This is a genomic window from Bacillus sp. JJ1566, from assembly GCF_036962685.1.
Lineage (GTDB): Bacteria > Bacillota > Bacilli > Bacillales > Bacillaceae_L > Ferdinandcohnia.
In genome coordinates this window covers 164,327-189,006 of the sequence record NZ_JBALOP010000002.1, presented here as the reverse complement: position 1 = coordinate 189,006, position 24,680 = coordinate 164,327, and the positions used below count along the sequence as shown (strand labels likewise).

The 24,680-nt window shown below is 38.6% G+C and carries 23 protein-coding genes; 1 reads left to right on the top strand and 22 read right to left on the bottom strand.

The annotated features are described in order from the left end of the window. Positions 1-17 precede the first annotated feature (17 nt). The 6 genes from fapR to V7112_RS01795 all read right to left on the bottom strand — a co-directional run bounded on the left by fapR (position 18) and on the right by V7112_RS01795 (position 6,683). Positions 18-596: a transcription factor FapR gene (fapR, locus tag V7112_RS01820; protein ID WP_335414520.1), complete on the bottom strand. Its 579-nt coding sequence runs from the start codon at positions 594-596 to the stop codon at positions 18-20. A gap of 113 nt (positions 597-709) precedes the next feature. Then, positions 710-2,758, bottom strand: a complete 2,049-nt coding sequence (gene recG, locus V7112_RS01815; RefSeq protein ID WP_335414518.1) for an ATP-dependent DNA helicase RecG — start codon at positions 2,756-2,758, stop codon at positions 710-712. After that, positions 2,751-3,638, bottom strand: a complete 888-nt coding sequence (sdaAA, locus tag V7112_RS01810) for an L-serine ammonia-lyase, iron-sulfur-dependent, subunit alpha (protein WP_335414515.1) — start codon at positions 3,636-3,638, stop codon at positions 2,751-2,753. The genes recG and sdaAA overlap by 8 nt, the downstream gene beginning before the upstream one ends. A gap of 171 nt (positions 3,639-3,809) precedes the next feature. Beyond that, positions 3,810-4,472 (bottom strand): L-serine ammonia-lyase, iron-sulfur-dependent subunit beta, encoded by a 663-nt coding sequence (gene sdaAB, locus V7112_RS01805; RefSeq protein ID WP_335414512.1) that lies wholly within the window; start codon positions 4,470-4,472, stop codon positions 3,810-3,812. Between the two features lie 149 nt (positions 4,473-4,621). Beyond that, positions 4,622-6,304 (bottom strand): DAK2 domain-containing protein, encoded by a 1,683-nt coding sequence (locus V7112_RS01800; protein ID WP_335414509.1) that lies wholly within the window; start codon positions 6,302-6,304, stop codon positions 4,622-4,624. A 16-nt stretch (positions 6,305-6,320) separates the two neighbouring features. Further along, positions 6,321-6,683 carry an Asp23/Gls24 family envelope stress response protein gene (locus V7112_RS01795; protein ID WP_335370386.1) on the bottom strand — a complete coding sequence of 121 codons (363 nt, stop codon included), beginning with the start codon at positions 6,681-6,683 and terminating at the stop codon, positions 6,321-6,323. A gap of 272 nt (positions 6,684-6,955) precedes the next feature. On the opposite strand from V7112_RS01795, the gene rpmB reads away from it, so the two are divergent. Next, the gene (gene rpmB, locus V7112_RS01790) at positions 6,956-7,144 is read left to right on the top strand and encodes a 50S ribosomal protein L28 (RefSeq protein ID WP_335414506.1); all 189 of its coding nucleotides are present in this window, start codon (positions 6,956-6,958) and stop codon (positions 7,142-7,144) included. Between the two features lie 80 nt (positions 7,145-7,224). On the opposite strand, the gene spoVM is transcribed toward rpmB, so the two are convergent. From spoVM to V7112_RS01710, 16 genes are all read right to left on the bottom strand, one after another. Further along, positions 7,225-7,305, bottom strand: a complete 81-nt coding sequence (spoVM, locus tag V7112_RS01785; RefSeq protein WP_057996873.1) for a stage V sporulation protein SpoVM — start codon at positions 7,303-7,305, stop codon at positions 7,225-7,227. A gap of 263 nt (positions 7,306-7,568) precedes the next feature. Further along, complete coding sequence (gene rpe / locus V7112_RS01780; RefSeq protein WP_335414503.1) at positions 7,569-8,216, bottom strand: ribulose-phosphate 3-epimerase; 648 nt, start codon at positions 8,214-8,216, stop codon at positions 7,569-7,571. A gap of 2 nt (positions 8,217-8,218) precedes the next feature. Then, entirely contained in the window at positions 8,219-9,103 is an 885-nt protein-coding gene (gene rsgA / locus V7112_RS01775) for a ribosome small subunit-dependent GTPase A (RefSeq protein ID WP_335414500.1), read from the bottom strand. Between the two features lie 38 nt (positions 9,104-9,141). Then, positions 9,142-11,103: a Stk1 family PASTA domain-containing Ser/Thr kinase gene (gene pknB, locus V7112_RS01770; RefSeq protein ID WP_335414497.1), complete on the bottom strand. Its 1,962-nt coding sequence runs from the start codon at positions 11,101-11,103 to the stop codon at positions 9,142-9,144. 4 nt (positions 11,104-11,107) lie between these two features. Continuing rightward, positions 11,108-11,857: a Stp1/IreP family PP2C-type Ser/Thr phosphatase gene (locus V7112_RS01765; RefSeq protein ID WP_335414851.1), complete on the bottom strand. Its 750-nt coding sequence runs from the start codon at positions 11,855-11,857 to the stop codon at positions 11,108-11,110. Positions 11,858-11,862: 5 nt separating this feature from the next. Continuing rightward, positions 11,863-12,957, bottom strand: coding sequence for a 23S rRNA (adenine(2503)-C(2))-methyltransferase RlmN (rlmN, locus tag V7112_RS01760; RefSeq protein ID WP_335414495.1), 1,095 nt, complete (start codon positions 12,955-12,957; stop codon positions 11,863-11,865). Between the two features lie 4 nt (positions 12,958-12,961). Beyond that, positions 12,962-14,305, bottom strand: a complete 1,344-nt coding sequence (rsmB, locus tag V7112_RS01755) for a 16S rRNA (cytosine(967)-C(5))-methyltransferase RsmB (protein ID WP_335414493.1) — start codon at positions 14,303-14,305, stop codon at positions 12,962-12,964. Continuing rightward, a complete protein-coding gene (fmt, locus tag V7112_RS01750; protein ID WP_335414490.1) occupies positions 14,292-15,245 on the bottom strand; it encodes a methionyl-tRNA formyltransferase in 954 nt (317 codons plus the stop codon). The genes rsmB and fmt overlap by 14 nt, the downstream gene beginning before the upstream one ends. An 8-nt stretch (positions 15,246-15,253) precedes the next feature. Next, positions 15,254-15,727: a peptide deformylase gene (gene def / locus V7112_RS01745; RefSeq protein ID WP_335414487.1), complete on the bottom strand. Its 474-nt coding sequence runs from the start codon at positions 15,725-15,727 to the stop codon at positions 15,254-15,256. A 60-nt stretch (positions 15,728-15,787) separates the two neighbouring features. Beyond that, positions 15,788-18,202, bottom strand: coding sequence for a primosomal protein N' (gene priA, locus V7112_RS01740; protein ID WP_335414484.1), 2,415 nt, complete (start codon positions 18,200-18,202; stop codon positions 15,788-15,790). Next, the gene (coaBC, locus tag V7112_RS01735; protein WP_335414481.1) at positions 18,199-19,401 is read right to left on the bottom strand and encodes a bifunctional phosphopantothenoylcysteine decarboxylase/phosphopantothenate--cysteine ligase CoaBC; all 1,203 of its coding nucleotides are present in this window, start codon (positions 19,399-19,401) and stop codon (positions 18,199-18,201) included. The genes priA and coaBC overlap by 4 nt, the downstream gene beginning before the upstream one ends. Positions 19,402-19,656: 255 nt before the next feature. Then, positions 19,657-19,890, bottom strand: coding sequence for a DNA-directed RNA polymerase subunit omega (gene rpoZ / locus V7112_RS01730; protein WP_335414479.1), 234 nt, complete (start codon positions 19,888-19,890; stop codon positions 19,657-19,659). Next, positions 19,890-20,507 (bottom strand): guanylate kinase, encoded by a 618-nt coding sequence (gene gmk, locus V7112_RS01725; RefSeq protein WP_335414476.1) that lies wholly within the window; start codon positions 20,505-20,507, stop codon positions 19,890-19,892. The genes rpoZ and gmk overlap by 1 nt, the downstream gene beginning before the upstream one ends. Before the next feature lie 12 nt (positions 20,508-20,519). Next, complete coding sequence (gene remA / locus V7112_RS01720) at positions 20,520-20,783, bottom strand: extracellular matrix/biofilm regulator RemA (RefSeq protein WP_010282579.1); 264 nt, start codon at positions 20,781-20,783, stop codon at positions 20,520-20,522. A gap of 60 nt (positions 20,784-20,843) precedes the next feature. Then, on the bottom strand, positions 20,844-21,719 hold the full coding sequence (locus V7112_RS01715) for a YicC/YloC family endoribonuclease (protein WP_335414474.1): 876 nt from the start codon (positions 21,717-21,719) through the stop codon (positions 20,844-20,846). A 193-nt stretch (positions 21,720-21,912) separates the two neighbouring features. Next, positions 21,913-24,603: a calcium-translocating P-type ATPase, SERCA-type gene (locus V7112_RS01710; protein WP_335414471.1), complete on the bottom strand. Its 2,691-nt coding sequence runs from the start codon at positions 24,601-24,603 to the stop codon at positions 21,913-21,915. Positions 24,604-24,680 lie beyond the last annotated feature (77 nt).

Genomic DNA, 24,680 nt, shown 5'->3' with positions numbered 1-24,680 from the left:
GGTAGTATCGTTCTCTATTATGAATCATTTTTTATATGTTTATTAGAGCGATACATTATAAATTCGCCAGAAAATACGAGTTCATTTCCAACATAGCTATTTACGTCTACGATCGTCCGACCTTTTTCCTGTGAACCCATTACTTTCGCTTTAGCGACTACCCTTTCCCCTACTGTTACCTGTCTTGTAAAACGAATATTTGCTTTAGCGGTTAGGGCAAGCTCATCATTAATTACAGCAACTGCTAGTGAGTTTGCTTGGGCAAAAAGATGATGTCCACGAGCAATTTGGTTTCGTTTAAACACATGTTCATTCGTTACATCAAAGATTGAAATTGCACTTTGGTCTAACTCAATATCTATAATTTCACCAATAACTTCATCAATTGGCAAAGCTTTTACTTCATCATCTAGTTTTTTCTCGGCAACATTCTTGATTCTCTCACGAAGCTCAGGGATTGATAATTCTAATCGGTCTAAACGAATCGTTTGAACACTCACCATAAATTTTTCAGCTAAGTCTTCATCTGTAATAAATGGATTTATTTTTATCGTTTCCTGAAGTAATTGCTGCCGTTCTTTTTTATTCCTTCTCATTCAACATACACCGTCCGCGCTCTTAAGACTAGGTACTAATAGTAAGTATATAATTAAAAAAAGCAGATTGCAAGAAGAAAAACTCCCTACAATCCGCAATGAAAAAGTATCATTTAATCCAGTTTTTCGCCATCTAAAACACCGGTTTGTAATAAATTTTCCCGTAGGTGTTTGTAGGATTGATCCTCCCAAAACGCCTTAGAATGGATTAGTTTTGCAGCATCATTACGTGCCACTTCTAATGTCCGATAATCATGGACCATATCTGCTACTTTAAATTCGGGAACACCACTTTGTTTCCGACCGAAGAAGTCTCCAGGTCCACGAAGCTCCAGGTCTTTTTCCGAAAGAACAAAACCGTCATTTGTTTCTGTCATAATCCGCATTCGTTCTTTTCCAACCTCAGACTTTGGATCAGCTAAAAGAATACAGTATGACTGTTCGCTACCTCTACCGACACGTCCTCGAAGTTGGTGAAGCTGTGATAGACCGAAACGTTCCGCGTCATAAATCACCATCAATGTCGCATTTGGAACGTTTACACCTACCTCAACAACGGTAGTTGAGACGAGAATTTGAACGTCATTTTCGCTAAATTGTCTCATCACATCTTCTTTTTCATCTGCACTTAATCGCCCATGCATTAGGCCTACTTTCGCTTTGTTTTGAAAATGAAAGCTGAGCATTGTATGAACATCAATCGCATTTTGAACATCCAGCTTATCAGATTCTTCAATCAGCGGACAAATGACATAGGCTTGTCTACCTTTAGCGAGCTCCTTTTCAATAAATACCAAAATCCGCTCTAACATCTCGTGCTTTACCCAATAGGTTTCGATTTTCTTCCGTCCTGCGGGCATTTCGTCAATAACCGAAACATCCATTTCGCCAAATACAGTAATCGCGAGCGTTCTGGGAATTGGTGTAGCAGTCATAAAAAGAACATCGGGATTTTCACCTTTTTCTCGTAAAACTCTGCGTTGTTCTACACCAAATCGATGCTGTTCATCTGTTATAACGAGGCCGAGCTTATGAAAATTGACTTCGTCTTGGATAAGAGCATGGGTACCTACTAATATATGGATTTCTCCCGATTTAAGCTGTTCCAGAATTTCTCTTCTTCGTTTACCTTTTACAGAGCTCGATAACAGTTGAATATTTAATCCATAATCCGAAAATAGCTCGGCAAGTGAATGGGCATGCTGCTCAGCTAAAATTTCTGTTGGCACCATTAATGCACCCTGATATCCTGAAAGGATGGCTACATATAAGGAGATGGCTGCAACAACGGTTTTCCCTGAACCAACATCACCTTGAAGTAATCGATTCATTCGATAAGGGGAACGAAGGTCATTGATAATTTCTGTAACAACCCTATTTTGAGCATTTGTTAATGGAAATGGTAATCCATTCATGAAACCTTCTAGTTCTCCCATTTGAAATTCCATTGAAGAACCTGCTGTTTGCTCTCGCTCAAACTTCCTTAATGCCTGCATTTTTAGTTGAAAAAGCAGAAACTCTTCATACACAAAACGTCTTCGTGCTTGTTTTAAATCCTGATGGCTTAATGGATGATGCATAATTTTAATAGCATCCTTCTTTGGTAAAAGCCGATAGGTTGTTAATAATTGCTCAGGGAGATTGTCCTCAATTTGTTCGCCAAACTGCTTGAGGGCAAGCGCGATAAAACGCTTCATTCCTTTTACAGTGATTTTCCCTTTTATAGAATATACAGGTTCTATACGGTTATCTTTTATCATCGGACCGAAAACTACCTCACTGACAGTAATCGTTTGCCGATGCTGATCCCATTTCCCTGTAATTGTAACAGTATCGTTTAACGAAATCTGATTTTTATAATACGGCCGATTAAAACAGGTCGCTGTTATTAAATAGCGACCAACTAGGACCCTGAAGGTTAAGCGTGATCGTTTACGATTGTAATAGGTTAACAGTGGCTCACTGTGTACCTTTCCCTCAATCGTGATTCTCTCCTCATGCTTGACCTCAGCAAGGTCTCGTAAACTGTAATCTTCAAATCGATACGGAAAGTACATAAGTAGGTCATGAATGGTGAAAATATGCATCTCATTAAGCTGTATTCCTGTCTCTTCACCGATTCCTTTAATTTCCGTGACAGGCTGCTGTAGATGACTATTCACCTTTGTTTAGCGAAATCCCAAAGATCTTTGCCTCAAGTGCACGACCTGTCGGGGTTGCCGCTAGCCCTCCTCGAGCAGTTTCTTTTAACGCCGTTGGCATTGTTTGACCTATTCTATACATTGCATCGATTACTTCATCACATGGAATTCGACTTGTAACACCAGCTAATGCCATATCTGCGGCAACCATTGCATTTGCTGCCCCCATTGCATTACGCTTTACACATGGTACCTCGACAAGCCCAGCGACTGGATCACAGACAAGCCCAAGCATGTTTTTTAACGTAATTGCCATTGCTTCAGCAGATTGCTGCGGAGTACCTCCTGCCATTTCGACAATTGCCGCTGCAGCCATTCCAGCAGCTGAACCAACTTCTGCTTGGCAGCCACCTGCAGCACCTGAAATCGATGCGTTGTTGGCAACAACAAATCCAAATGCACCAGCTGTAAATAAAAACTGAACCATTTCATCTTTTGTGGGATTCAATTTTTCCTTCACAGCGAACAATGTTCCTGGAACAACACCAGCGGAACCAGCAGTAGGTGTTGCACAAATTGTTCCCATCGCTGCATTAACTTCATTTGTTGCTACCGCCTTACTGACAGCATCTAAAACTGTTTTACCAGTTAAGAAGTTTCCCTTTTTTATATAATTCTGTAACAGAACGGCATCTCCGCCTGTTAAACCAGAATGAGATGAAACGCCAGCTAGTCCTCTTTCGACGGCTTTCTCCATGACTTCTAGATTTCGTTCCATTTGAGCGATGATTTCTTCACGGCTTTTTCCCGTTACTTCACTTTCCTGTTCAATCATCACATCTGCTATTTTCATATTTTTAGTAGTAGCAAGTTCTACTAACTCAGCAACATTACGAAACATAAAAACCCTCCTGTAAGAAAAGCGTAAGGCGCCCGCCTATCGGTGACAAGCATAAGACAAGCGCTGACAGAAGGTTCATTTTACCTTCCGAAGCGATTGGCTAAGACCCGAGAGCCGATGGCGCCTGGAGCTAGACATGATTAAAAGTAGAAAACGTTTTAAAAATGATACTTAGTCGACAATTTTAGCTACCTTTAAGATATTGGGTAAGGTAGATAGTTCATCTAAAACCTGCTCGTCGATATTTTGATCCACTTCAATTGTCATGAGAGCTTGCATCCCTTTTTCTTTCCGCGCAACTTCCATATGTCCGATATTGATGGCGTATTTCGCAAGCACATTCGCAACACCTGCAATCGCACCATAGCGGTCATTGTGGACAACAAGAATGGCAGGATGATTTCCAGACAGACGAAGCTGAAACCCATTTAATTCGGTAATTTCAATTTTTCCGCCACCTATAGAAATACCAACAAGCTCTAATTCCCCCTCATCATCACCAATCGAAACTCGAGCTGTATTAGGGTGCTCTGGAATAGCTTCCTCTTCAATGAACTTTATCTGCATACCTGCTTCTTTGGCGATTTCCAATGAAGTTTTAATTCTTTCATCAAATGTATCAAAATCAAGCAATCCACCTATGATTGCAACATCTGTTCCGTGGCCCTTATATGTCTCGGCAAATGACCCATAGAAGGAGATATTTGCCCATTTTGGTTCGCGACCAAACAAGCTTCGCGCAACCCTTCCAATACGAGCTGCCCCCGCTGTATGTGAGCTTGAAGGACCAATCATAACTGGACCAATAATATCAAAAACACTTCTAAACTTCATATATTCTCCCCCCTACTTACTATAGAATTATGGAGTAAGTTCAAACTGTGTTCCTACATATTACTCTATTTGTCTATAACTTTTTTATCTACAGGAAATTGTCCCCAAACATTGAAATAGAAGGGATAAATCCCTTCTATTTCAAAGCCTTATTCAACTGAGAAAATAAATGAGTAAAGTGGCTGCTCACCATTATGTGCTTCAACCTCAAAATCTTCATACTCTTCTTCAAGATATTGCACAATGGCATTAACCTCAACTTCTGAAGTATCCTGACCATAAATAATAGTCACGATTTCATCGTCATCATCGGAAATTATCTTAGCTAAAAGGTCTTTTGCGGCTTTTAGCTTATCCTTATCTGTTACGACAATTTTTCCATCTGCAATTCCCATGAAGTCATCCTTAGCAATGTCGATTCCATCAATATTGGTATCACGTACCGCAAATGTGATTTGACCTGTTTTTACATTACTTAGTGCGCCTGTCATGGTAGTCTGATTTACTTCCAATTCTCCAGAAGGATTAAATGCAAGTAATGCAGACATCCCTTGAGGTACAGTCCGTGAAGGAACCACTATTACATTTCCATCAACGACAGAAGCTGCCTGTTCAGCTGCCATAATAATATTTTTGTTATTAGGGAGAATGATAAAGTTTTCAGCATGTACTGATTCAATTGCTTTAACAAAATCCTCAGTACTTGGATTCATCGTTTGTCCACCCTCAATAACAACATGAGCCCCGATACTCTTAAATAAATCCGTAATTCCTGAACCCATCGCAACAGTGATGATCGCATATTTCTCTTTTTCTTTGTTACGTTTCTCTTGTACTGGAGCATGTGCTTCCTCTTCATTTAAAATGGCCGTATGTTGCTCACGCATATTCTCAATCTTCATCTGGACTAAGCTACCATATCGTTGGCCATATGATAAAACCTCACCAGGCTGCTCAGAATGGATATGTACTTTCACAATATCATCGTCAGAAATAACTAATAATGAATCACCGTAATGACTTAAATCATTTCGGAACTGTTCTTCAGAAAATGGATGCTTGCTTGTTTTTTCTTGTTCAAACTTAACCATGAATTCTGTACAGTAACCGAATACGATATCCTCTGTACTCATATGACTTTGAACACTTTTGTGATGTTCAGCATTCACAAGTTCATTCATCGATGGTTCTGCAATTGACATATTTTCGATTGTTTCACCTTTTAATTCTGCTAGGAATCCTTCGTAAACAAGCAATAATCCTTGACCGCCACTATCTACAACCCCAACTTCCTTTAATACAGGTAGTAGATCAGGTGTACGATTTAATGAGGCTTTAGCTTCTTTTACAAGCTCTTCCATCACAACGATGATGTTTGTCTCATTGTTCGCAACAGCAACCGCTCGCTTTGCAGCATCTTTTGCAACTGTTAATATTGTTCCTTCAACTGGTTTCATTACAGCTTTATATGCTGTCTCCACACCCAATTCAAAAGCGTGGGCAAATTCACCAGCACTCAACGTTTCCTTTTGTTCGATCGCCTTTGAAAAGCCTCTGAAAAGCTGAGATAGGATAACACCAGAGTTACCGCGTGCACCCATCAATAGTCCTCGCGCTAAGGATGATCCGACCTTTCCAATATGTGGGCTAACATTATTTTTTACTTCCTTTGCACCAGATGTCATGGAAAGATTCATATTCGTTCCTGTATCACCATCTGGAACAGGGAAAACGTTAAGGGCATCAACCATTTTTGCGTTATTAGATAAATGAGTAGCACCTAATAACACCATTTTTGCAAAACGTTTTCCATCTAATGTAGTAATTGACACTCAATTTTCCTCCTCTTTATGGGTTCGTTACACGAACTCCTTGCACGTAAATATTAACCGAGCTAGCAGCAAGTCCTACTGTTTGGTCTAATGTATATTTCACCTTAGATTGAACATTGTGGGCAACCTCAGAAATTTTTGTGCCATAACTTACAATTATGTACATGTCGATATGCACTTCATCGTTTTCCTGACGAACAACAATACCACGAGCAAAATTTTCTTTACGTAAAAGTTCAGAAATACCATCTTTAATTTGCTTTCTAGAAGCCATTCCGACGATCCCGTAACAATCAATCGCGGCTCCTCCAGCAACCGTTGCAATTACATCGTTCGATATATCAATTTGTCCGTACTTCGTTTTTAATTCGATGGACATGAAAGTCTCCCCCTTTTATTTGTTCACCTTGGCTACAGTCATTTTACTATAATGTCGCATATTTTAAAAGTAATTATCAGGTTTGCCGTGTGGATTCATTACCTTTTATTATATAGCTTTTTAAAATTTCTATGTCTTGACAAGTATTTTTCCTTTAAAGCACAGCTTTGAAGTATTGCAATATCGCATTAGTTATGATAAATTATATAAGTATTTCTATGAAGAAAGCGATTATGTTTGATTGTTGCTGTGCATGTAAGGAGGGAAATAGAATGGCACGTAAATGTGTAATAACAGGTAGAAAAACTACTACTGGTAACGCTCGTTCCCACGCAATGAACGCTAATAAGCGTACATGGGGAGCTAACCTACAAAAAGTTCGTATCTTAGTTGACGGTAAACCAAAACGCGTATACGTTTCTGCAAGAGCATTAAAATCTGGTAAAGTAGAACGCGTGTAATAAAGAAAAACGCTTAGCTCTTACACTATGTAAGAGCTAAAAATTTGCACAAAAAAAAGCACCTAAGGTCGGTGCTTTTTTTATCCTTTTTTAAATGACCCTAGCATCGCACGGACGATACCACCTAAGAACCTTGGTAACTTAATTGTATAAAATTTCATACTTTCCCTCCTCAATGCAATATCCACGTACTTTCATTGAAATCGTACAGTCTACCTTATTAATAATATTCAAATGTAAAAAAATAGTACCATAGTACATATTAATAAAAGCAAAATCATGTAAACCTACTTAAAATATTCTTATGCCTAATTGATTAAAAAAAGTACAATTCAAATGAAGTTCATTACTAATTCATAGTACGCACTAAGAAAAAATATGCAATAAAACCATAGAAAAAAAGAGCAGAGATTTCTGCTCTTTTTTACAAATTACGGATTTTTTCAATAGCTGATTTACGATCTTCTTGATTATAAACGGCTGACCCGGCAACTAGGACATTTGCACCAGCATCGACGCAAAGTTTTGCTGTTTCTTCATTGACTCCACCGTCAACTTCAATTTCAACCTTCAAGTTCTTATCTTTCACCATTTGCGCAACTTCTTGGATTTTAGGAAGAACAGAATGGATGAACTTTTGCCCGCCAAATCCAGGATTTACAGTCATTAACAGCACTAAATCAATATCCTCAATTACATGCTTAATCGTATCAACAGGAGTTGCCGGGTTTAATACAACACCAGCTTTAACACCATGAGATTTAATTAACTGAATGGTACGATGAAGATGCGGACATGCCTCAACATGTACCGTTAAAAAATCTGCCCCAGCTTTTGCAAAGGTCGGAATATATTGGTCAGGATTTTCAATCATTAAATGAACATCTAATGGTAATTTAGTAATCGGTCGAATCGCTTCTACGATAAGTGGACCGATTGTAATATTTGGAACAAAGTGACCATCCATGACATCTACATGAATATAGTCTGCTCCCCCATTTTCAACATCCTTGATCTCTTCTCCAAGCTTTGCAAAATCTGCTGAAAGAATGGATGGTGCAATTTTAATCATGGTTAATACCTCGGCTTTCTTTCCTTTATTTCTTCATAAAAACTTACATAGTGATCATAACGAAATTGTTCAATACTACCGTCTTCAACTCCATGTCTGACAGCACACTTCGGCTCAGAAATATGTGTGCAGCCACGAAATTTGCAATTGGCTCCCGCTTTATAGATTTCCGGGAAACAATATGAAAGTTCGTCTGCTTCAATTGTAAGAAATTCCAATGAACTAAATCCCGGAGTATCCGCAACAAGTCCATTACCAACCTCAATTAATTCAACATGCCTCGTTGTGTGCTTTCCTCGACCTAACGACGTTGAAATTTCATCCGTTTTCAACTCTAAATCTGGTCGAATTGTATTTAACAACGAAGACTTCCCAACTCCGGATTGACCAGCGAATACCGAAATTTGATTATCCAATAACGGTAGCAACTGGTCAAGACCTTCCCTTTCCTTTGTAGACGTTAGCAGGACATGGTAGCCGATTTCCTGATAGTTTCTTGCATACCTCTCTATTTCTTGAACCGCATCATCCGAAATTAAATCTGTTTTGCTAATACAAATGATAGGCTCGATATCGTTCGATTCAACTAAAACAAGAAAGCGATCTAACAACAATGGACTAAAATCAGGTTTAATCGCTGAAAAAACCAAAATAGCTTGATCAACATTGGCAATTGGCGGACGAACCAATTCATTTTTTCGTTCCAATACTTCTAAAACATACCCATCGGTTTCATTTTCTGCCTGATAAACAATATTATCGCCTACCAAGGGGGTGACTTTATTTTTTCGAAATACCCCTCTACCACGACATTGAATCAGTTCCCCATTTTCGTCTTTTACATAATAAAAACCGCTTAACGCTTTTATGATTTTGCCTTCTGGCATAGTTTCACTCCTTGTTTTAGTTCATTCGTAACGACAACCTATTCTTCAGGATACGGAATTTCCTCACTCTGAGAAGGTTCATTATCAATCGACACCATGTATGAGGCAGTTTCACCAGGATTAATGACAAACGTAATCTCGATTGAGGTTTTTTCTTTAATTTCAAACTGTTTATATAGTTGAGTGATTTTATGCTCAGCATCCTGAATATAAATTTTCACTAGTTGTGGATTACCTTCCTCATCAGGCGTGTAATCAATCGGAATGGTACGCTTAACGTTTTTCGGCTCTTTTGGTTCAGGTCCTTTTGACATGATTACTTTGACCTTACCACCCTTTGTTAATTCCGCCCCCTTTTCAGGTGTTTGCGAAATAGCTTGGCCTGCTGGAATCACATCTGAATATTGTTCCTCTTTATAATCGATATTCAAACCAGTTGAATTAGCATATTCATCAAGTGCATTTGCTGGATATTTTGATAAATCAGCAAGTTTAATAGTTTCAAGTCCCTTACTTATTGTAAAAGTTACTTCTGTTTCTTCTGGAACTACCTCTTCGCCTTCTTCGATTGATTGCTTAAGGATTGTTCCTTGCGCACTGTCGCTATATTCTTCTTCAGGATACACATATAAATAATTTTCTTTATCTAATTTGGCTTTAACTTCCTCGAAATCTTTACCGACATAATCCTTAAATGCCACTTTCTTTTTACCGGTACTTTCATATAAATCAATCGTGGCACCTTCTTTTACTGAGGCTCCAGCTTCAGGATTAGTTCGGACTATATAGCCTTCTTGTATTTCTTGGTCACTGATTTCAATTGTGTCACCAATTTTAAAACCAGCTTCCTTTAATTTGTTAACAGCTCGATCATAGTCCATGTTTGAAACATTCGGAACATCGACATCCTTTGGTAAGAATAACGCCGGAAAAACCGTAACTGCGGCTACACCAGCAGCAATGATAAAGAAAAAGATAATTGCAAGCGTTACTAAAAGCTTATTTTTCTTCTTCTTTTTCTTTGGTTTTAGGTCGTCCTGCTCAGACTGATTTGTGTTCTTCTGCGAGTCTCTTACCACTGTTTCATGAGAGAATGGAATATTATCCTTGATAATCGGAATGGCCTTTGTCACTTCATCGTCCATATCTGGTATTACAAATTTTTCTTCGTTTAACCGATTTGGAAATAAAGCTGTCTGCAAATCCTCTTCCATTTCTTCAACCGAATCAAAGCGATGGAAAGGATCTTTTGCAGTTGCTTTTAAAATAATATTTTCAACACTTTGTGGTATTGTAGCATTCCATCTTTTTGGCGATGGTGTATCGGATTGTAAATGCTTTAAAGCAATGGATACTGCTGATTCACCTTCAAAAGGAACACGACCTGTCAAAAGTTCAAACATAACAATACCAAGTGAATAGATATCAGACTTTCGTGTTGACATACCACCTCGGGCTTGTTCTGGCGATAAATAATGAACCGAACCTAGCACAGAGTTTGTTTGAGTAATGGTTGTTGAGCTTAGTGCAACTGCTATTCCAAAATCAGTTACCTTAACTGTTCCATCATGATCAATTAAGATATTTTGAGGCTTGATGTCACGGTGTACAATCTGATTTTGGTGTGCATGTGTGATCGCAGATGTTAGCTGCAACATAATGTTAATCGCTTCTTTTGGATGAAGCGGTGCATTTCGCTGTATGTATTGTTTTAAGGTTTGGCCAGGCACATATTCCATTACGATATAATAAATATCCTCTTCTTCCCCAACATCATATATGCTTACAACATTTGGGTGTGCCAAACTTGTTGCCGCATGGGCTTCGCGTCTAAAGCGCTTGATAAATTCTTCGTCATTTGAAAAATCTAAACGGAGAACCTTAATAGCTACATCTCTTTCAAGGATGATGTCACGAGCAAGATATACATTAGCCATCCCGCCTCCACCAATGACCTCGAGAATTTTATAGCGTCCACTTAATCGTCTTCCAATAAGCATAGAATTATTCGCCCTCACTTTCAGGCGTGTAATCCACGATTACGAGTGTGATATTATCTTCTCCACCATTATCATTTGCCAATTGAACGAGTTCTTCGCACTTTTTTTCGATTGAATTGTTGCTTACTAAAATGCTTTTTAATTCAGCCTCCGAGACTTTATTAGACAAGCCATCAGAGCATATTAAAAGCATATCGCCTTCATCTAAAATTAATGTTTTTAAGTCCATTTGAACAAGTGTTTCCGTACCTAAGGCCCGTAAAACGACATTTTTGCGTGGATGATGCTCTGCATCTTCCTTAGAAATATGCCCAGAACGAACTAGTTCATTAACAAGTGAATGATCTTCGGTAATTTGTTGAAACCCATGACTATTTAAACAATAGCAGCGACTATCACCAATATGGGCCACCGTTGTGTATAGGTCCGTACATATTGCGGCAACAACAGTCGTTCCCATACCCTTGCATTCATCATTTTCTTGCGAATGGGTGTAAAGATTTGTATTAATTTTTGAAATATGTTCCTTTAGCCACGCTTCTGCCGATTCGGAAGTGGTGATTTTTTCACTTGCTTCCCAGAAGGACTGAAGCTGTGATGTTGTCATATGACTTGCAACATCACCAGCTAAATGTCCCCCCATTCCATCGGCCACGACAGCTAATACTTGTCCATCCTTGTTATAGTAAACACCACAGCTATCCTCATTGATTTGCCTTACTTTTCCCCGGTTTGTCAAAAAGAACGACTTCATAAGTTTCACCTCGTCTCCTCTTTACGCTCCTTTGCTCGTAATTGACCACAGGCAGCATCGATATCATGACCTTGTTCACGTCGAATTGTAACATTCACACCATGCTTCTTTAATGTCTTTTCAAATTCAAAGATCTGTTCTCGTGGTGTTCTTACATAATCGCGCTCAGGAACATAATTGACTGGAATTAAGTTAACATGACATTTAATTCCCTTTAATAGCTCTGCTAGTTCTTCAGCATGTTCAACTTGATCGTTGACTCCACCAAATAACCCATATTCAAAGCTAATTCTTCTACCTGTTTTTTCAATATAATAGCGTACAGCTTCCATTAAGTCTGGCAGTTTATAGGCGCGATTAATCGGCATTAACCTGCTTCTTATTTCTGTATTAGGTGCATGTAAAGAGATTGCAAAATTTATTTGTAATTTTTCATCTGCAAACTTATAGATTTTTGGAATAATCCCACTTGTTGAAACGGTAATATGACGGGCTCCTATATTTAAGCCTTTGTCATGATTAATAATTTTTAGGAATGAAAGCATTTGATCATAATTATCAAACGGTTCACCAATTCCCATGATAACCAGATGACTTACTCGCTCACCAAGTTCATCTAATGCTTTTTGAACCTTGACAACTTGGGCAACAATTTCGCCAGCCTCCAGATTACGTTTAAGTCCTCCCAATGTTGAAGCACAGAAGGTACAGCCGATTCGGCAACCAACCTGAGTTGTCACACAGATCGAGTTTCCATAGCCATGTCTCATTAAAACCGTTTCAATTGAATATCCATCATGGAGTTCAAATAAAAACTTCATTGTTCCATCAGCAGATGTTTGCTGAATAATTGTATTAAGCGTCGTGATCGTAAAATGCTCAGCAAGCTTTTGTTGTAATGCATTTGATAAGTTTGTCATCTCATTAAATGTTGTAACCCGCTTCGTGTAGAGCCATTCAAAAATCTGATTCCCTCGAAATTTCTTCTCTCTATTTTCGATGAGCCAATTTTCAAGTTCTTCTAATTGAAGTGAATAAATGGATGGTTTAGAATTTGGTAAGTTTTGTTTTTTTCTTCTAGTTGTTTGTACTTCTTCCAATACATTACACCTGCTTTCTTAATCTTGCAATATAAAATCCATCCGTACCAAAATAATGTGGATAAAGCTGTAGCTGTCCATTTTTAATATATGGTTTCACTATTTCAGGCAGGTAATTTTCGATTGTTTCGTCCAGTATAAAATCTTTATGTTGTTCAAGGAAGGTTTTGATGACACCCTCATTTTCTTCGTAATCTATTGTACACGTGCTATACACGAGTATACCATCTTTTTTTAATAAAGATGATACTGCAGTTAAAATGTCTAATTGTATTTTTGCAAGGTTTTCGTTATCTGATTCTAATTTTGAATATTTAATGTCTGGCTTTCTTCTAATAACACCAAAGCCCGAACAAGGGGCATCGACAAGAATTCGATCAAAGCTCCCGGCTTCGAAAAATTCCCTTGCTTTTCGACTATCAAGTGCTTTTGTTTCAACGTTTTCTAAACCCAATCGGTTTACAGCTTCATTGATTAATTTTATTTTATGTTCGTGAAGGTCGATTGAAAAAACCTTTCCTGTGTTATTCAGTAATTCAGCAATATGTGTTGTTTTACCACCAGGTGCTGCGCAACTATCAAGAATTTGATCGTCTTTTTCGACACCAAGCGCACGGGCTACAAGCATGGAGCTCTCATCCTGAATGGTAAAATACCCTTCTTTAAAAGCTTTTGCATGGGCTAGATTTCCACGAACCGCTTTAATGGCATCTACAGAAACGCTTCCCTTTTCTGCTTCAATTCCATCCACGTCTAGCATGTGAATAAGCTCTTCTTTTGTTGTTTTCATTAAATTGGCCCGAGCTGTTTGTTCTGGAGGCAAACAATTGACTTCACACATTTTTCGAGTTTCTTCAAGCCCCATTTGACGGACCCAACGCTTCACAAGCCAAATCGGATGACTTGTTTCAATTGCGATTCTTTCCACTTCATCTGTTAGTTGATCTAATGACGGTACGCCCTCACGTTGAATCGAACGCAGCACACCATTTACAAGTGAAGCTGTACCTTTATGCCCTCTTTTTTTAGCAATTTCGACTGCCTCAAAAAAGATAGCTCGCTCTGGTACTCGGTCTAAAAAGAGCATTTGGTAAAGGGAAAGTCTTAATAAAATTCTCACCCATTGATCCAGCTTTTTGCTCTTTTTTAAAAAAGGAGCTAAATAAAAATCCAGTGTATCACGGCGTTGGATTGTTCCATAGACAATTTCTGTGAGGAGACCTACATCTTTTCCACTAACCTCATGCTTTTTAATCATTTGATTCAATAGAAGATTACTATAGGCTTGATTTTTTTCAATTTGCAATAAAATTTCAAGTGCTACATTTCGAACATTAGTCTTCGTCATTATTGTCTCCTAACTGAGTTCCTACCTGTATACTTGCCCCCATCAAGAATTGCTCTGCACTCATCTTTTTCTTTCCTGCAGGCTGTAATTGGGTGATTTTGATAAAAGTAGTATTCCCAGTCGAAACAATAAACCCATCTTTTTCAATTGAAACAACAGTGCCGCTCTTTTTAGGGGTAGATGAAGGTACCTTCTCACCCCACCAGATTTTCATTACATCCTCATTTAATGTGGTATATGCGACAGGCCATGGGTGTAGCCCACGAATATGGTTATAAATATCTTCCCCATCTTTTGTCCAGTCTATCTTTTCCTGTTCGCGTTTTATGTTTGAGGCAAATGTCGCTTTGGAATCATCCTGTTTAATCGGTGTTATTTTATCATCTAAAAGTAATGGAATTGTTTCTGATAAAAGCTTTAAACCAGCCACGCTTAGTTTGTCATGTAATGAACCAACATGGTCTGTTTCTAATATTGGAATTTCTACTTGTGTTAAAATATCCCCTGCATCTAGCTTTTCGACCATATACATGATGGTAACACCTGTTTTTTTCTTTCCTTGAAGGATTGAATAATGAATTGGTGCTCCACCTCTAAGCTCAGGAAGTAATGATGCATGGACATTTATACATCCATACTTAGGAGCTTCTAATAATTCTTTTGGCAGGATTTGTCCAAATGCAGCGGTTATGATTAAATCAGGCTTATAGCTTAGTACTTGTTCAATTTCTTGTCTTTCTCTTATTTTATTTGGTTGCAGGACTGGGATATTGTGTTTTAACGCCTCAACTTTAACGGGTGGAGGAGTTAAAACTCTTTTTCTTCCAACTGGTCTGTCTGGTTGTGTCACAACAGCTACAACCTCGTAGCCATCTTCTATTATTTGACGTAAAACAGGTACTGAAAAGTCTGGAGTACCCATAAATACAATACGTTCCATGTCATTACCTACCCTTCAATTTCTCCTTCTTCATAAAAACGATTTACCTTGGAGGTAAATAAAATGCCGTGAAGGTGATCAATTTCATGCTGAATCGCACGAGCTAAGAATTCATTTGCCTCGATTATGTAAGTTTTCCCTCGTCGATTTTGGGCTCTCACCTTTACGTAATTATTGCGTGTTACTTCACCAAAAAGGTCCGGAAAACTGAGACAGCCTTCTGGACCTACCTGTTCACCTTTTCGCTCAAGGATCACAGGATTAATTAATTCAATAAGTCCGCTCTCGTCCCCAATTTCAACGATGGCGATTTGTTTTGCAATTCCAACCTGAGGGGCGGCCAAGCCTACGCCGTCCGCCTCAAGCATTGTATCATACATATCTTTTATTAGTTTCGATAGCTTTCGGTCAAAGGTGGTCACCTTTTCACATTCAACCTCAAGTATTTCATTTGGATATTTAACAATTGGTAATAAAGCCAAGCGAAGTTCCTCCAACATTCTACTTTTTTACTAGTCTATACTTTTCACCATAACTTTAAACTACATCATGATATATGGGTTTAAGTCAATTGATAATGTGAGTGAGTTTTGTGCAATTTCTCTTTGGTAACGATCCAGTATTCCTTTTAAAAGCTTATTAAGATTTGGCTCATTTTTGTATTTTATCATGCATTGGTATCGATATCTATTATTAATGCGAGCAATCGGTGATGTCACCGGTCCTAAAATAATGGATTGATTTGATAAAGCTTTGCGTAAATAGATTGCAATTTTTTCAGCAACATCCACCGTTTTTGTTAGCTCAGGGTGTGTTACAGTTACTAAAGCCAGATAATAATAAGGTGGATAGGCATGAGCCTTTCTAATACGCATTTCATTTTGGTAGAATCCATCAAAATTATGATGGCTTGCAAGTTCAATGCTATAATGCTCCGGTGTATAGCTTTGAATCACAACCTCACCTGGCAGCTCATGACGTCCTGCTCTTCCGCTAACCTGGGTAAGGAGCTGAAATGTTTTTTCTGACGAACGAAAATCTGGAAGATTTAGCATCGTATCTGCAGTTAGAACACCAACCAATGTGACATTTGGAAAATCTAATCCTTTTGCAATCATTTGTGTTCCTAATAATATATCTGCTCTCCCGTCACCGAATTCCTTCAGTAATTTCTCATGGGCACCTTTTCGGCTTGTTGTATCAACATCCATTCGAATGACCCTAGCTTCTGGTAAAACCTTCGCAAGTTCTTCTTCTACCTTCTGCGTACCCGTTCCAAAGAATCGGATATGCTCACTACCACATTCATTACATGTATTAGGCATGAATGTTTCATAGCCACAATAATGGCATTTTAGGCGGTGATGTAATCTGTGATAGGTAAGCGAAATATCACAATGCGGGCAATTTGCGACATACCCACAATCTCTGCACATAACAAAAGAGGAATGGCCACGTTTATTTAAAAATAAAACCGACTGTTCGTTCCGTTCAAGTCTTGCTGTAAGCTTTTCAAATAAAGAGCTTGAGAACATCGAACGATTCCCGTTACGTAATTCTTCGCGCATATCGACTATTTCAACAGTCGGTAATGGCCTGTTGTTGACTCTTTCCTTTAATGTAATAAGTTCATAAACATTCTTTGATGCACGTGCAAAGGATTCAAGAGTCGGTGTTGCACTTCCTAAAATAACAGGAGCATTATGTAGCTGACCACGGAAAATCGCGACATCTCGCGCATGGTATCGCGGATTATCTTCCTGTTTATAGCTTGATTCATGTTCTTCATCAATAATAATAATCCCAATATTTTCAAACGGAGCAAATATGGCGGACCTCGCTCCAACTACAACACTTACTTCCTTACGATAAATTTTTCGCCACTCATCATATTTCTCGCCAATCCCAAGTCCACTATGCATCACAGCCACTCGGGAGCCAAAGCGCCCTTTAAATCGACTTACCATCTGTGGGGTAAGTGAAATTTCAGGGACAAGTACAATCGCTTCTTTGCCTTGTTTTAATACAGCATCAATCGCTTGCATATATACCTCGGTTTTTCCACTTCCGGTAACACCATACATTAAAAACACTTTATGAAGTACATCTTCGATTGAGGCAAGTATTGGAGATATCGCGTTTTGCTGTTCAATTGTAAGTGGCATTGGTGCCGTTTGCTCAAAATGCCTGTCCGCATATGGATCCCGGTAAACCTCAACATTTTGTTCGGTGATAAAACCTTTCTTCACCATTGTTCGAATCGTACTATCAGTAACCCCAACCTCCTGCAAAAGCTCCTTTAAAAAGATAGGTTTATTCTTTTTGAGAAAGAACTCGAGTACTTGTTTCTGTTTTTTCGCAGTCGCTGATAGCTCTTGAACCAATCTTTCAGCTTCCTCTATCGAAAGTGATAGCTTCACTTGTTTCATCGTTTTCTTATTGCTACGATTTTTCACATTGTAGACAACCTCAAGAAGGCCTTTTTTAATATCCTTTTGGTAAATATGCAATAAATCGTCTTTTTCAGCATCTTCCCAATGAACCTCATCATGCTGTTCAAAAGAAGCTTGAATCGCCGGTTCCAATTCATTTCTTTTTGACGGGTCAAGAAGTCTTATTTCTTTCTCATATTTCGCCCGCATTGCAGATGGTAGCATCGCTTGTAAGGCAGATATCGTAAAGCAAAGTGTCTTTTCCGTTAGCCATTTGCCAATATGGAGAAGCTCTTCGTTCAAAGCAGGTGTGAGATCAAGCAAGGAGTGAAGTTCCTTCAGCTTATCTACTTCGCTCCTTTTTGATAGACTCATTACAAAGCCCTGGACTTTACGGGGACCAAATGGGACAACTACCCTCATTCCCGGTACAATTACGTCACTCCATTTATCAGGAACGATATAATCATATGGTTTATCTGTTTGCATTGCAGGAACATCAACAATTATACTGGCAATTTTCATTTCTTTTCGCCATCCATCATCTGTTTCACTTCACGTAATAAAGCTTTTGCAACATCAAGCTTTGTCATCATTGGTAATTCTTTATGAGTTCCATCCTTTTTGTAGAAAGTTACAAGATTTGTGTCTGTCCCAAATCCCGCTCCCTCTGTCGTCACATTATTGGCAACGATCATATCAAGATTTTTCGAGGTTAGTTTCCCTTTTGCATATTCTTCAATATTGTCTGTCTCAGCTGCAAAACCAACTAAAAGTTGGTGTTCCTTTTTCTCACCTAAAGTTTTTAAAATATCTGTTGTTCTCTCAAGTTCTAGAACAAGATCCCCGGTCTTCTTTTTCATTTTTCCATCATACACCTGCTTTGGACGATAATCGGCAACAGCTGCTGATTTAATGACAATATCACTTTGTTTATAAAAGGACATGACTTGTGTATACATTTCTTCAGCGGATTCAACAGGAATCACTTTCACATTAGGAGGGGCTGAAATAGTAGTTGGTCCAGAAATTAAGGTAACTTCTGCACCCATTTTAGTTGCTGCCTCAGCTATCGCATAGCCCATTTTTCCTGTTGATCGATTTGTAAAGAATCGAACTGGATCGATCTTTTCACGTGTTGGTCCTGCTGTAATTAAGATCTTTTTACCTTGAAGTAATGGTGACACTGAAAAATGGGAAGTAATGAGTTCGACGATTTTTTCTGGCTCTTCCAGACGCCCTTTACCAACATAGCCACACGCTAAATACCCTTCAGATGGTTCAATAAACTGATACCCATCCTTTACTAAAATATCAATATTGCGTATTACCGCAGGATGGTCGTACATATGGACGTTCATCGCCGGAGCAATCCAAACAGGAGCTGTAGTTGCTAGCAATGTTGTGGTAATCATATTATCCGCAATTCCAGTTGCAAGCTTACCGATTGTATTCGCCGTTGCAGGTGCAACGACAACCAGGTCAGCCCAATCAGCAAGATCAATATGTGCGATAACAGCAGGATTTTTTTCATCGAAAGTATCAAAATACACATCATTTCTTGAGAGTGCTTGGAATGTTAACGGAGTAACAAATTTCATTGCAGATTCACTCATCATCACTTTTACTTTGGCACCAGCTTGGGTTAGCTTACTTGTTAAAGCTGCAGCCTTATATACCGCAATCCCACCACTTACGCAAAGCAGTATTTTTTTACCCAGCATTTTAATCCCCCTTATTAGAAAAGCTAAAAATAATTTAGATGAACGTCTACTAAAAGCCGCCACGTCCTGTGGCAAACGTAGACGTCAGCACATCATGTGCAAGTCCGACAAGCATAATTCGAATCACGCAGGAAATCCCTGATTTCTGGAGTGATTTGAATGATGAACTCGAGGGGCTAAGCGTTTTAGCTAGACATCAAAATACATTACCTATTGAAAAAAATAACAACCTACATGAGAGGTTGTTATTTTTGGTTATTCATTAGTTGTTGGTGTTGTATCAACAGCGTTTTTATTATCAGTTGAATAATAAAGGAGACCAGCATCAATTTCTTCTAGTGCTTTACCAACTGATTTAAAGGAAACAGGCTTTTGTACCATTCCATCATTTTTTTCTTGCATATCTCTTGCCCTTTTAGCAGCAACAGTCACAAGTGTATATTTGGAATTTAATTTATTTAATAGTGAATCTATAGACGGATTTAACATTAAAAATCTACCTCCAGCATTTGTTTATAGCGTCTTGCCACACGGTCACGGCGACAATGTTCAGCTGTTACGATCGCATTAATCCGATTGCAGGCAAGCTCAACCTGATCATTTTCAACAACATAATCATATGCGTCCATCATTTCAATTTCCTCTTTTGCCACCTTCATTCTGTTAAGAATTAAATCATCAGTTTCAGTACCCCTCGTAACGATTCTGTTCTTTAATTCTTTTAGACTTGGTGGCGCTAAGAAAATGAATAGACCTTCTGGGAATGATTTCCTTACTTGAAGTGCACCTTGTACTTCAATTTCTAGAAAAACATCTTTCCCTTCTTGTAAGGTTGATTCGACGTAGTCAATTGGGGTTCCATAATAGTTCCCAACATACTCTGCCCATTCAAGCAGCTTGTTGTTCTCAATTAAAGCTTCAAATTCTTCCTTAGATTTGAAGAAGTAATCGACACCGTCCACCTCTCCTTCACGAGGCTTTCTTGTCGTCATAGAAATGGAGTATTGAAATTTTGTATCAGGCTGTGAAAAAATCGCTTTTCTGACAGTTCCTTTTCCCACACCAGATGGACCCGATAAAACAATTAGTAAACCTCTTTCTTTCATTCGTCCTTAACCCTACCCTTCGTCTGTTAGCTCATCTTCTTTAGATAGTCTTTGTGCAACTGTCTCTGGCTGGACTGCAGATAGTATAATATGGTCACTATCCATAATCATAACAGCACGCGTCCTTCTGCCATACGTAGCATCAATGAGCATTCCTCGATCCCTTGCATCTTGAATAATACGTTTAATTGGAGCAGATTCGGGACTCACGATTGAAATAATTCTGTTGGCCGAGACAATATTTCCGAATCCAATATTTATTAATTTGATTTGCACTTAATCTCCCCCAGTATATACCCCTCTATTTTTGCCGCGAAAATGGCTTTATAATCAAGCTTATTCAATATTTTGAACTTGCTCTTTTATTTTCTCTAGTAAGCTTTTCATTTCCACTACATGTTTTGCAATTAAAGGGTCGTTTGCCTTTGAACCGATAGTATTCGTTTCCCTGTTCATTTCTTGAACGATAAAATCGAGTTTTCTACCAATTGGTTCATTTGTTTTTACAGTTTCTCTAAATTGACTAATGTGACTTTCTAGTCGTGTTAGTTCTTCACTGATATCAGCTTTTTCCGCAAATAATGCAACCTCTGTGAGAATTCGATTTTCATCAAATTCATTTCCCACATATTCCTTGATTCTTTTTTCGATGCGGTCGCGATAATGGGTAACTACTTTTGGTGCATATTCTTTGATTATATGTACATTCTCTTCAATTTGTCCAAGAAATAAAAAAATATCTTCGATTAATTTCTTACCTTCAACTTCCCTCATTTGTCTCAATTGCAGTGCTGCACTTTCAATGACCTCAAGGACAGTCGATTCTAGTTCATGATTCTCCATTTCTTTTTCTTCGATGGAAAGAATATTTTCATTTGAAAGCAGTTGCCCAGTTGTGATTTGATCTGTTAGCTGGTATTTTTCTTGGATTTTTCTAGTTGATGTAACTAGGGTATCTAATAAATCCCAATCAATGGAGATTGTTTTCGAAACAAGTCCTCCGCCTTCAATTGTAAGAAATACTTCGACTCGACCTCTTTTTACATGCTCGACTATTACTTTTTTTATTTTATCCTCAAGAAACAGTAGTTGTCTAGGTAATCTTATATTGATTTCACAGAATCGGTGGTTTACAGATTTCAGCTCTGCATGAACGAAAAATGCGTTTGTTTCTTTTCTGGCACGTCCAAAACCTGTCATACTTGCAATCATCATATCACTTCCAATCTAACATAACAGGTGATTCGCTATATGTATACATTCGTAATAAACTATACTTATTTTACCATTGTTTTCTAAAATCGAATAGTTCGTAGGCAAATGAAAAAAGGTAATAGAGTATAAACTCCACTACCTCATGAATTATAACATAGTTTTATATTTAAATTCCAAGTCTAAATCAATTTTATGCACGGGCAGTTGAACGCTTGCTTGTTAATAACGATCCTGCTAGTAGGAAAGTTGGGATCGCTGACATTCCAATCACTAGGAGCCAATCTCTTGGTGCAATAGCATATGTCTTGAAGACTGGTTGTAATGGCGGATAATAAATAACAATTAGCATCAATAGAACAGATGAAATTACCGCCCAAACTAAGTACATATTTTGGAATGGATTTCGATGGAAAATAGATCGTTCGCTTCGGCAATCAAATACATGGATTAACTGAGCCATAACAAGTGTTGCAAACGCGATTGTTTGCGCATAGCCTAAATTATTTGGGTCCCTATGATACACGACCAAAAAGGCAGCTAGGGTCGCAATACCGATTAAGAATCCACGGCTAATAATTTTCCAGCCCAATCCTCTTGCAAACACCCCTTCCTTTGGATGTCGTGGCCCATGTTTCATTAAATTTCCTTCTGGTTGGTCAAGTCCTAAAGCCATTGCAGGCAATCCATCTGTTACGAGGTTAACCCAAAGAATTTGAATTGGAACGAGTGGCAATGGAAGGCCCATTAACATTGCAAATAGCATAACAAGTATTTCACCGACATTGGAAGCTAATAAATAACGGATAAACTTTCTAATATTTTCATAGATATTTCGTCCTTCTTTAATTGCAGCTTTAATTGTCGCAAAATTATCATCGAGTAAAATGAGTGAGGAAGCTTCCTTTGCAACATCTGTTCCAGTAATTCCCATAGCAATCCCGATATCAGATGCTTTAATTGCTGGAGCGTCGTTTACACCATCACCAGTCATCGCAACGATATGTCCCCTACTTTGTAGGGCTTTTACGATTTTTAGCTTATGTTCAGGCGATACCCTTGCATATACATAAACATCATCGACAATATCCTCAAGCTCCTCTACATCCATTTTTGAAAGAGCATATCCATCAAGGACTTTACCACCAGTTGGTAGAATACCTAGCTGAGTAGCAATTGCTTTAGCTGTAATGAGATGGTCACCTGTGATCATTATTGTCTTAATTCCTGCATCCTTACATTCTTTAACAGCTGCTTTTACCTCTGGACGTGGCGGATCAATCATCCCTTGGATTCCAATAAAAGTTAAATCGCTTTCTGCTTCACGTTCCGATACTAATTTTTGGTTCGGTCTTAATGATTTAAAGCCAACCGCTATCGTACGGAGGGCATCTGAAGCAAGTTCTTCAATCGCATATTTAATTTTATTCTCGTAATCTACTGTTAAAGCTTGTTGTTTATGATCCCAAAGGACCGATTTGCTTACACCAAGTAAAACGTCTGGTGCACCCTTTGTAACAACAAACTGGTTACCAGCTTTGTCTTTGACGATGACACTCATCATTTTTCTGGCAGAATCAAATGGGAACTCTTCAACAATATCAAATTGCCCAGCTAAAAATTCATTCGTAAGGCCAGCTTTAATACCTGCTACAAGAAGTGCACCTTCAGTCGGATCACCGTCAATGACGATTGTCTCCTCTTTTTTCTTTAATGATGCGTTATTACATAAAACGCCAAAGGTTAATAATTGTTGAAGGGTTTTATGATCGGAGGGTTTGATTTCTTTTTCTCCTGCAAAAAATTTCCCATTTACATCATAGCCTGTACCTGAAACAGACCAGGTCTTGCCCCCAGACCAAAGATGTGTAACCGTCATTTTATTTTGAGTCATTGTGCCTGTCTTATCTGAGCATATCACCGATGCACAGCCTAATGTTTCAACAGCCGGCAAGCGACGGACAATCGCATTTTTCTTAATCATTCGTTGAACACCTAAGGAAAGTGCAACCGTAACAATAGCTGGTAGCCCTTCTGGTATTGCAGCAACAGCCAACGAAACTCCCGCAAGGAACATCTCATAGAGTTCATGTCCATTAATAACTCCTACAATGACGACTAAAAGAGTTAAAATCAATGCAACTGTTATTAAGATTTTTCCTAACTGCTCTAATCTTCTTTGTAATGGTGTGATCATCGCTTGTGCTGACTGAAGAAGCTCTGCAATTTGACCCATAGCCGTATTCATACCAGTTCCAACTACGATCCCAATACCACTACCACGTGTCACCATCGTTCCCATAAAGGCCATATTTTCTTGGTCACCAAGTGAAACGTCACCTTCGCGTATCGCTTCAACATGCTTTGTAACCGGAACGGATTCCCCTGTAAGTGCCGATTCTTCAATTTCTAAGCTCTTCACATCAACTAAACGTATATCGGCTCCAATCCGGTCACCACTAGTGAATTTAATAATATCCCCGATCACGAGTTCCTTCGAAAGAATTCGAACCCATTCATTATTTCGGAAAACATTCACTTGAGGTGCAGAAAGCTCCTTTAAGGCTTGTAGTGATTTTTCAGCCTTACGTTCCTGGAAAAAACCTAAGAATCCGTTGATTAGAACAATTGCCATAATTGCGATAGCATCAATGTATTCTCCCAACAACCCCGAAACAAGAGTTGCCGCAAGTAATACAAGTACCATGAAATCCTTAAACTGAGCTAAAAAAAGCAAAAGTGCTGAAGGGCGTTCTGCTTCCTTCAATTCATTATATCCAAATTGCTTTTGTCGCTGTTTTACCTCTTGGTCGGTAAGACCCTTGGAAAGGCTTGTATTAACTTTTTTTTCGACCTCTTCTGACCTAAGCTCATACCACTTCATCCGTCTTTTACACACCCCTCACAATAAATCATAAATCAAATGCGCCTTGCGTATTTGCCGCCCGATTTTTAGGCCCA

What these genes read in the sequence shown, in the direction of transcription:
- fapR (WP_335414520.1), bottom strand. Translation starts at nt 596, where the DNA reads ATGAGAAGGAATAAAAAAGAACGGCAGCAATTACTTCAGGAAACGATA.
- sdaAA (WP_335414515.1), bottom strand. Translation starts at nt 3,638, where the DNA reads ATGTTTCGTAATGTTGCTGAGTTAGTAGAACTTGCTACTACTAAAAAT.
- sdaAB (WP_335414512.1), bottom strand. Translation starts at nt 4,472, where the DNA reads ATGAAGTTTAGAAGTGTTTTTGATATTATTGGTCCAGTTATGATTGGT.
- V7112_RS01795 (WP_335370386.1), bottom strand. Translation starts at nt 6,683, where the DNA reads ATGTCCATCGAATTAAAAACGAAGTACGGACAAATTGATATATCGAAC.
- rpmB (WP_335414506.1), top strand. Translation starts at nt 6,956, where the DNA reads ATGGCACGTAAATGTGTAATAACAGGTAGAAAAACTACTACTGGTAAC.
- spoVM (WP_057996873.1), bottom strand. Translation starts at nt 7,305, where the DNA reads ATGAAATTTTATACAATTAAGTTACCAAGGTTCTTAGGTGGTATCGTC.
- rpe (WP_335414503.1), bottom strand. Translation starts at nt 8,216, where the DNA reads ATGATTAAAATTGCACCATCCATTCTTTCAGCAGATTTTGCAAAGCTT.
- rsgA (WP_335414500.1), bottom strand. Translation starts at nt 9,103, where the DNA reads ATGCCAGAAGGCAAAATCATAAAAGCGTTAAGCGGTTTTTATTATGTA.
- pknB (WP_335414497.1), bottom strand. Translation starts at nt 11,103, where the DNA reads ATGCTTATTGGAAGACGATTAAGTGGACGCTATAAAATTCTCGAGGTC.
- V7112_RS01765 (WP_335414851.1), bottom strand. Translation starts at nt 11,857, where the DNA reads ATGAAGTCGTTCTTTTTGACAAACCGGGGAAAAGTAAGGCAAATCAAT.
- rsmB (WP_335414493.1), bottom strand. Translation starts at nt 14,305, where the DNA reads ATGACGAAGACTAATGTTCGAAATGTAGCACTTGAAATTTTATTGCAA.
- fmt (WP_335414490.1), bottom strand. Translation starts at nt 15,245, where the DNA reads ATGGAACGTATTGTATTTATGGGTACTCCAGACTTTTCAGTACCTGTT.
- priA (WP_335414484.1), bottom strand. Translation starts at nt 18,202, where the DNA reads ATGAAAATTGCCAGTATAATTGTTGATGTTCCTGCAATGCAAACAGAT.
- coaBC (WP_335414481.1), bottom strand. Translation starts at nt 19,401, where the DNA reads ATGCTGGGTAAAAAAATACTGCTTTGCGTAAGTGGTGGGATTGCGGTA.
- rpoZ (WP_335414479.1), bottom strand. Translation starts at nt 19,890, where the DNA reads ATGTTAAATCCGTCTATAGATTCACTATTAAATAAATTAAATTCCAAA.
- gmk (WP_335414476.1), bottom strand. Translation starts at nt 20,507, where the DNA reads ATGAAAGAAAGAGGTTTACTAATTGTTTTATCGGGTCCATCTGGTGTG.
- V7112_RS01715 (WP_335414474.1), bottom strand. Translation starts at nt 21,719, where the DNA reads ATGATTGCAAGTATGACAGGTTTTGGACGTGCCAGAAAAGAAACAAAC.
- V7112_RS01710 (WP_335414471.1), bottom strand. Translation starts at nt 24,603, where the DNA reads ATGAAGTGGTATGAGCTTAGGTCAGAAGAGGTCGAAAAAAAAGTTAAT.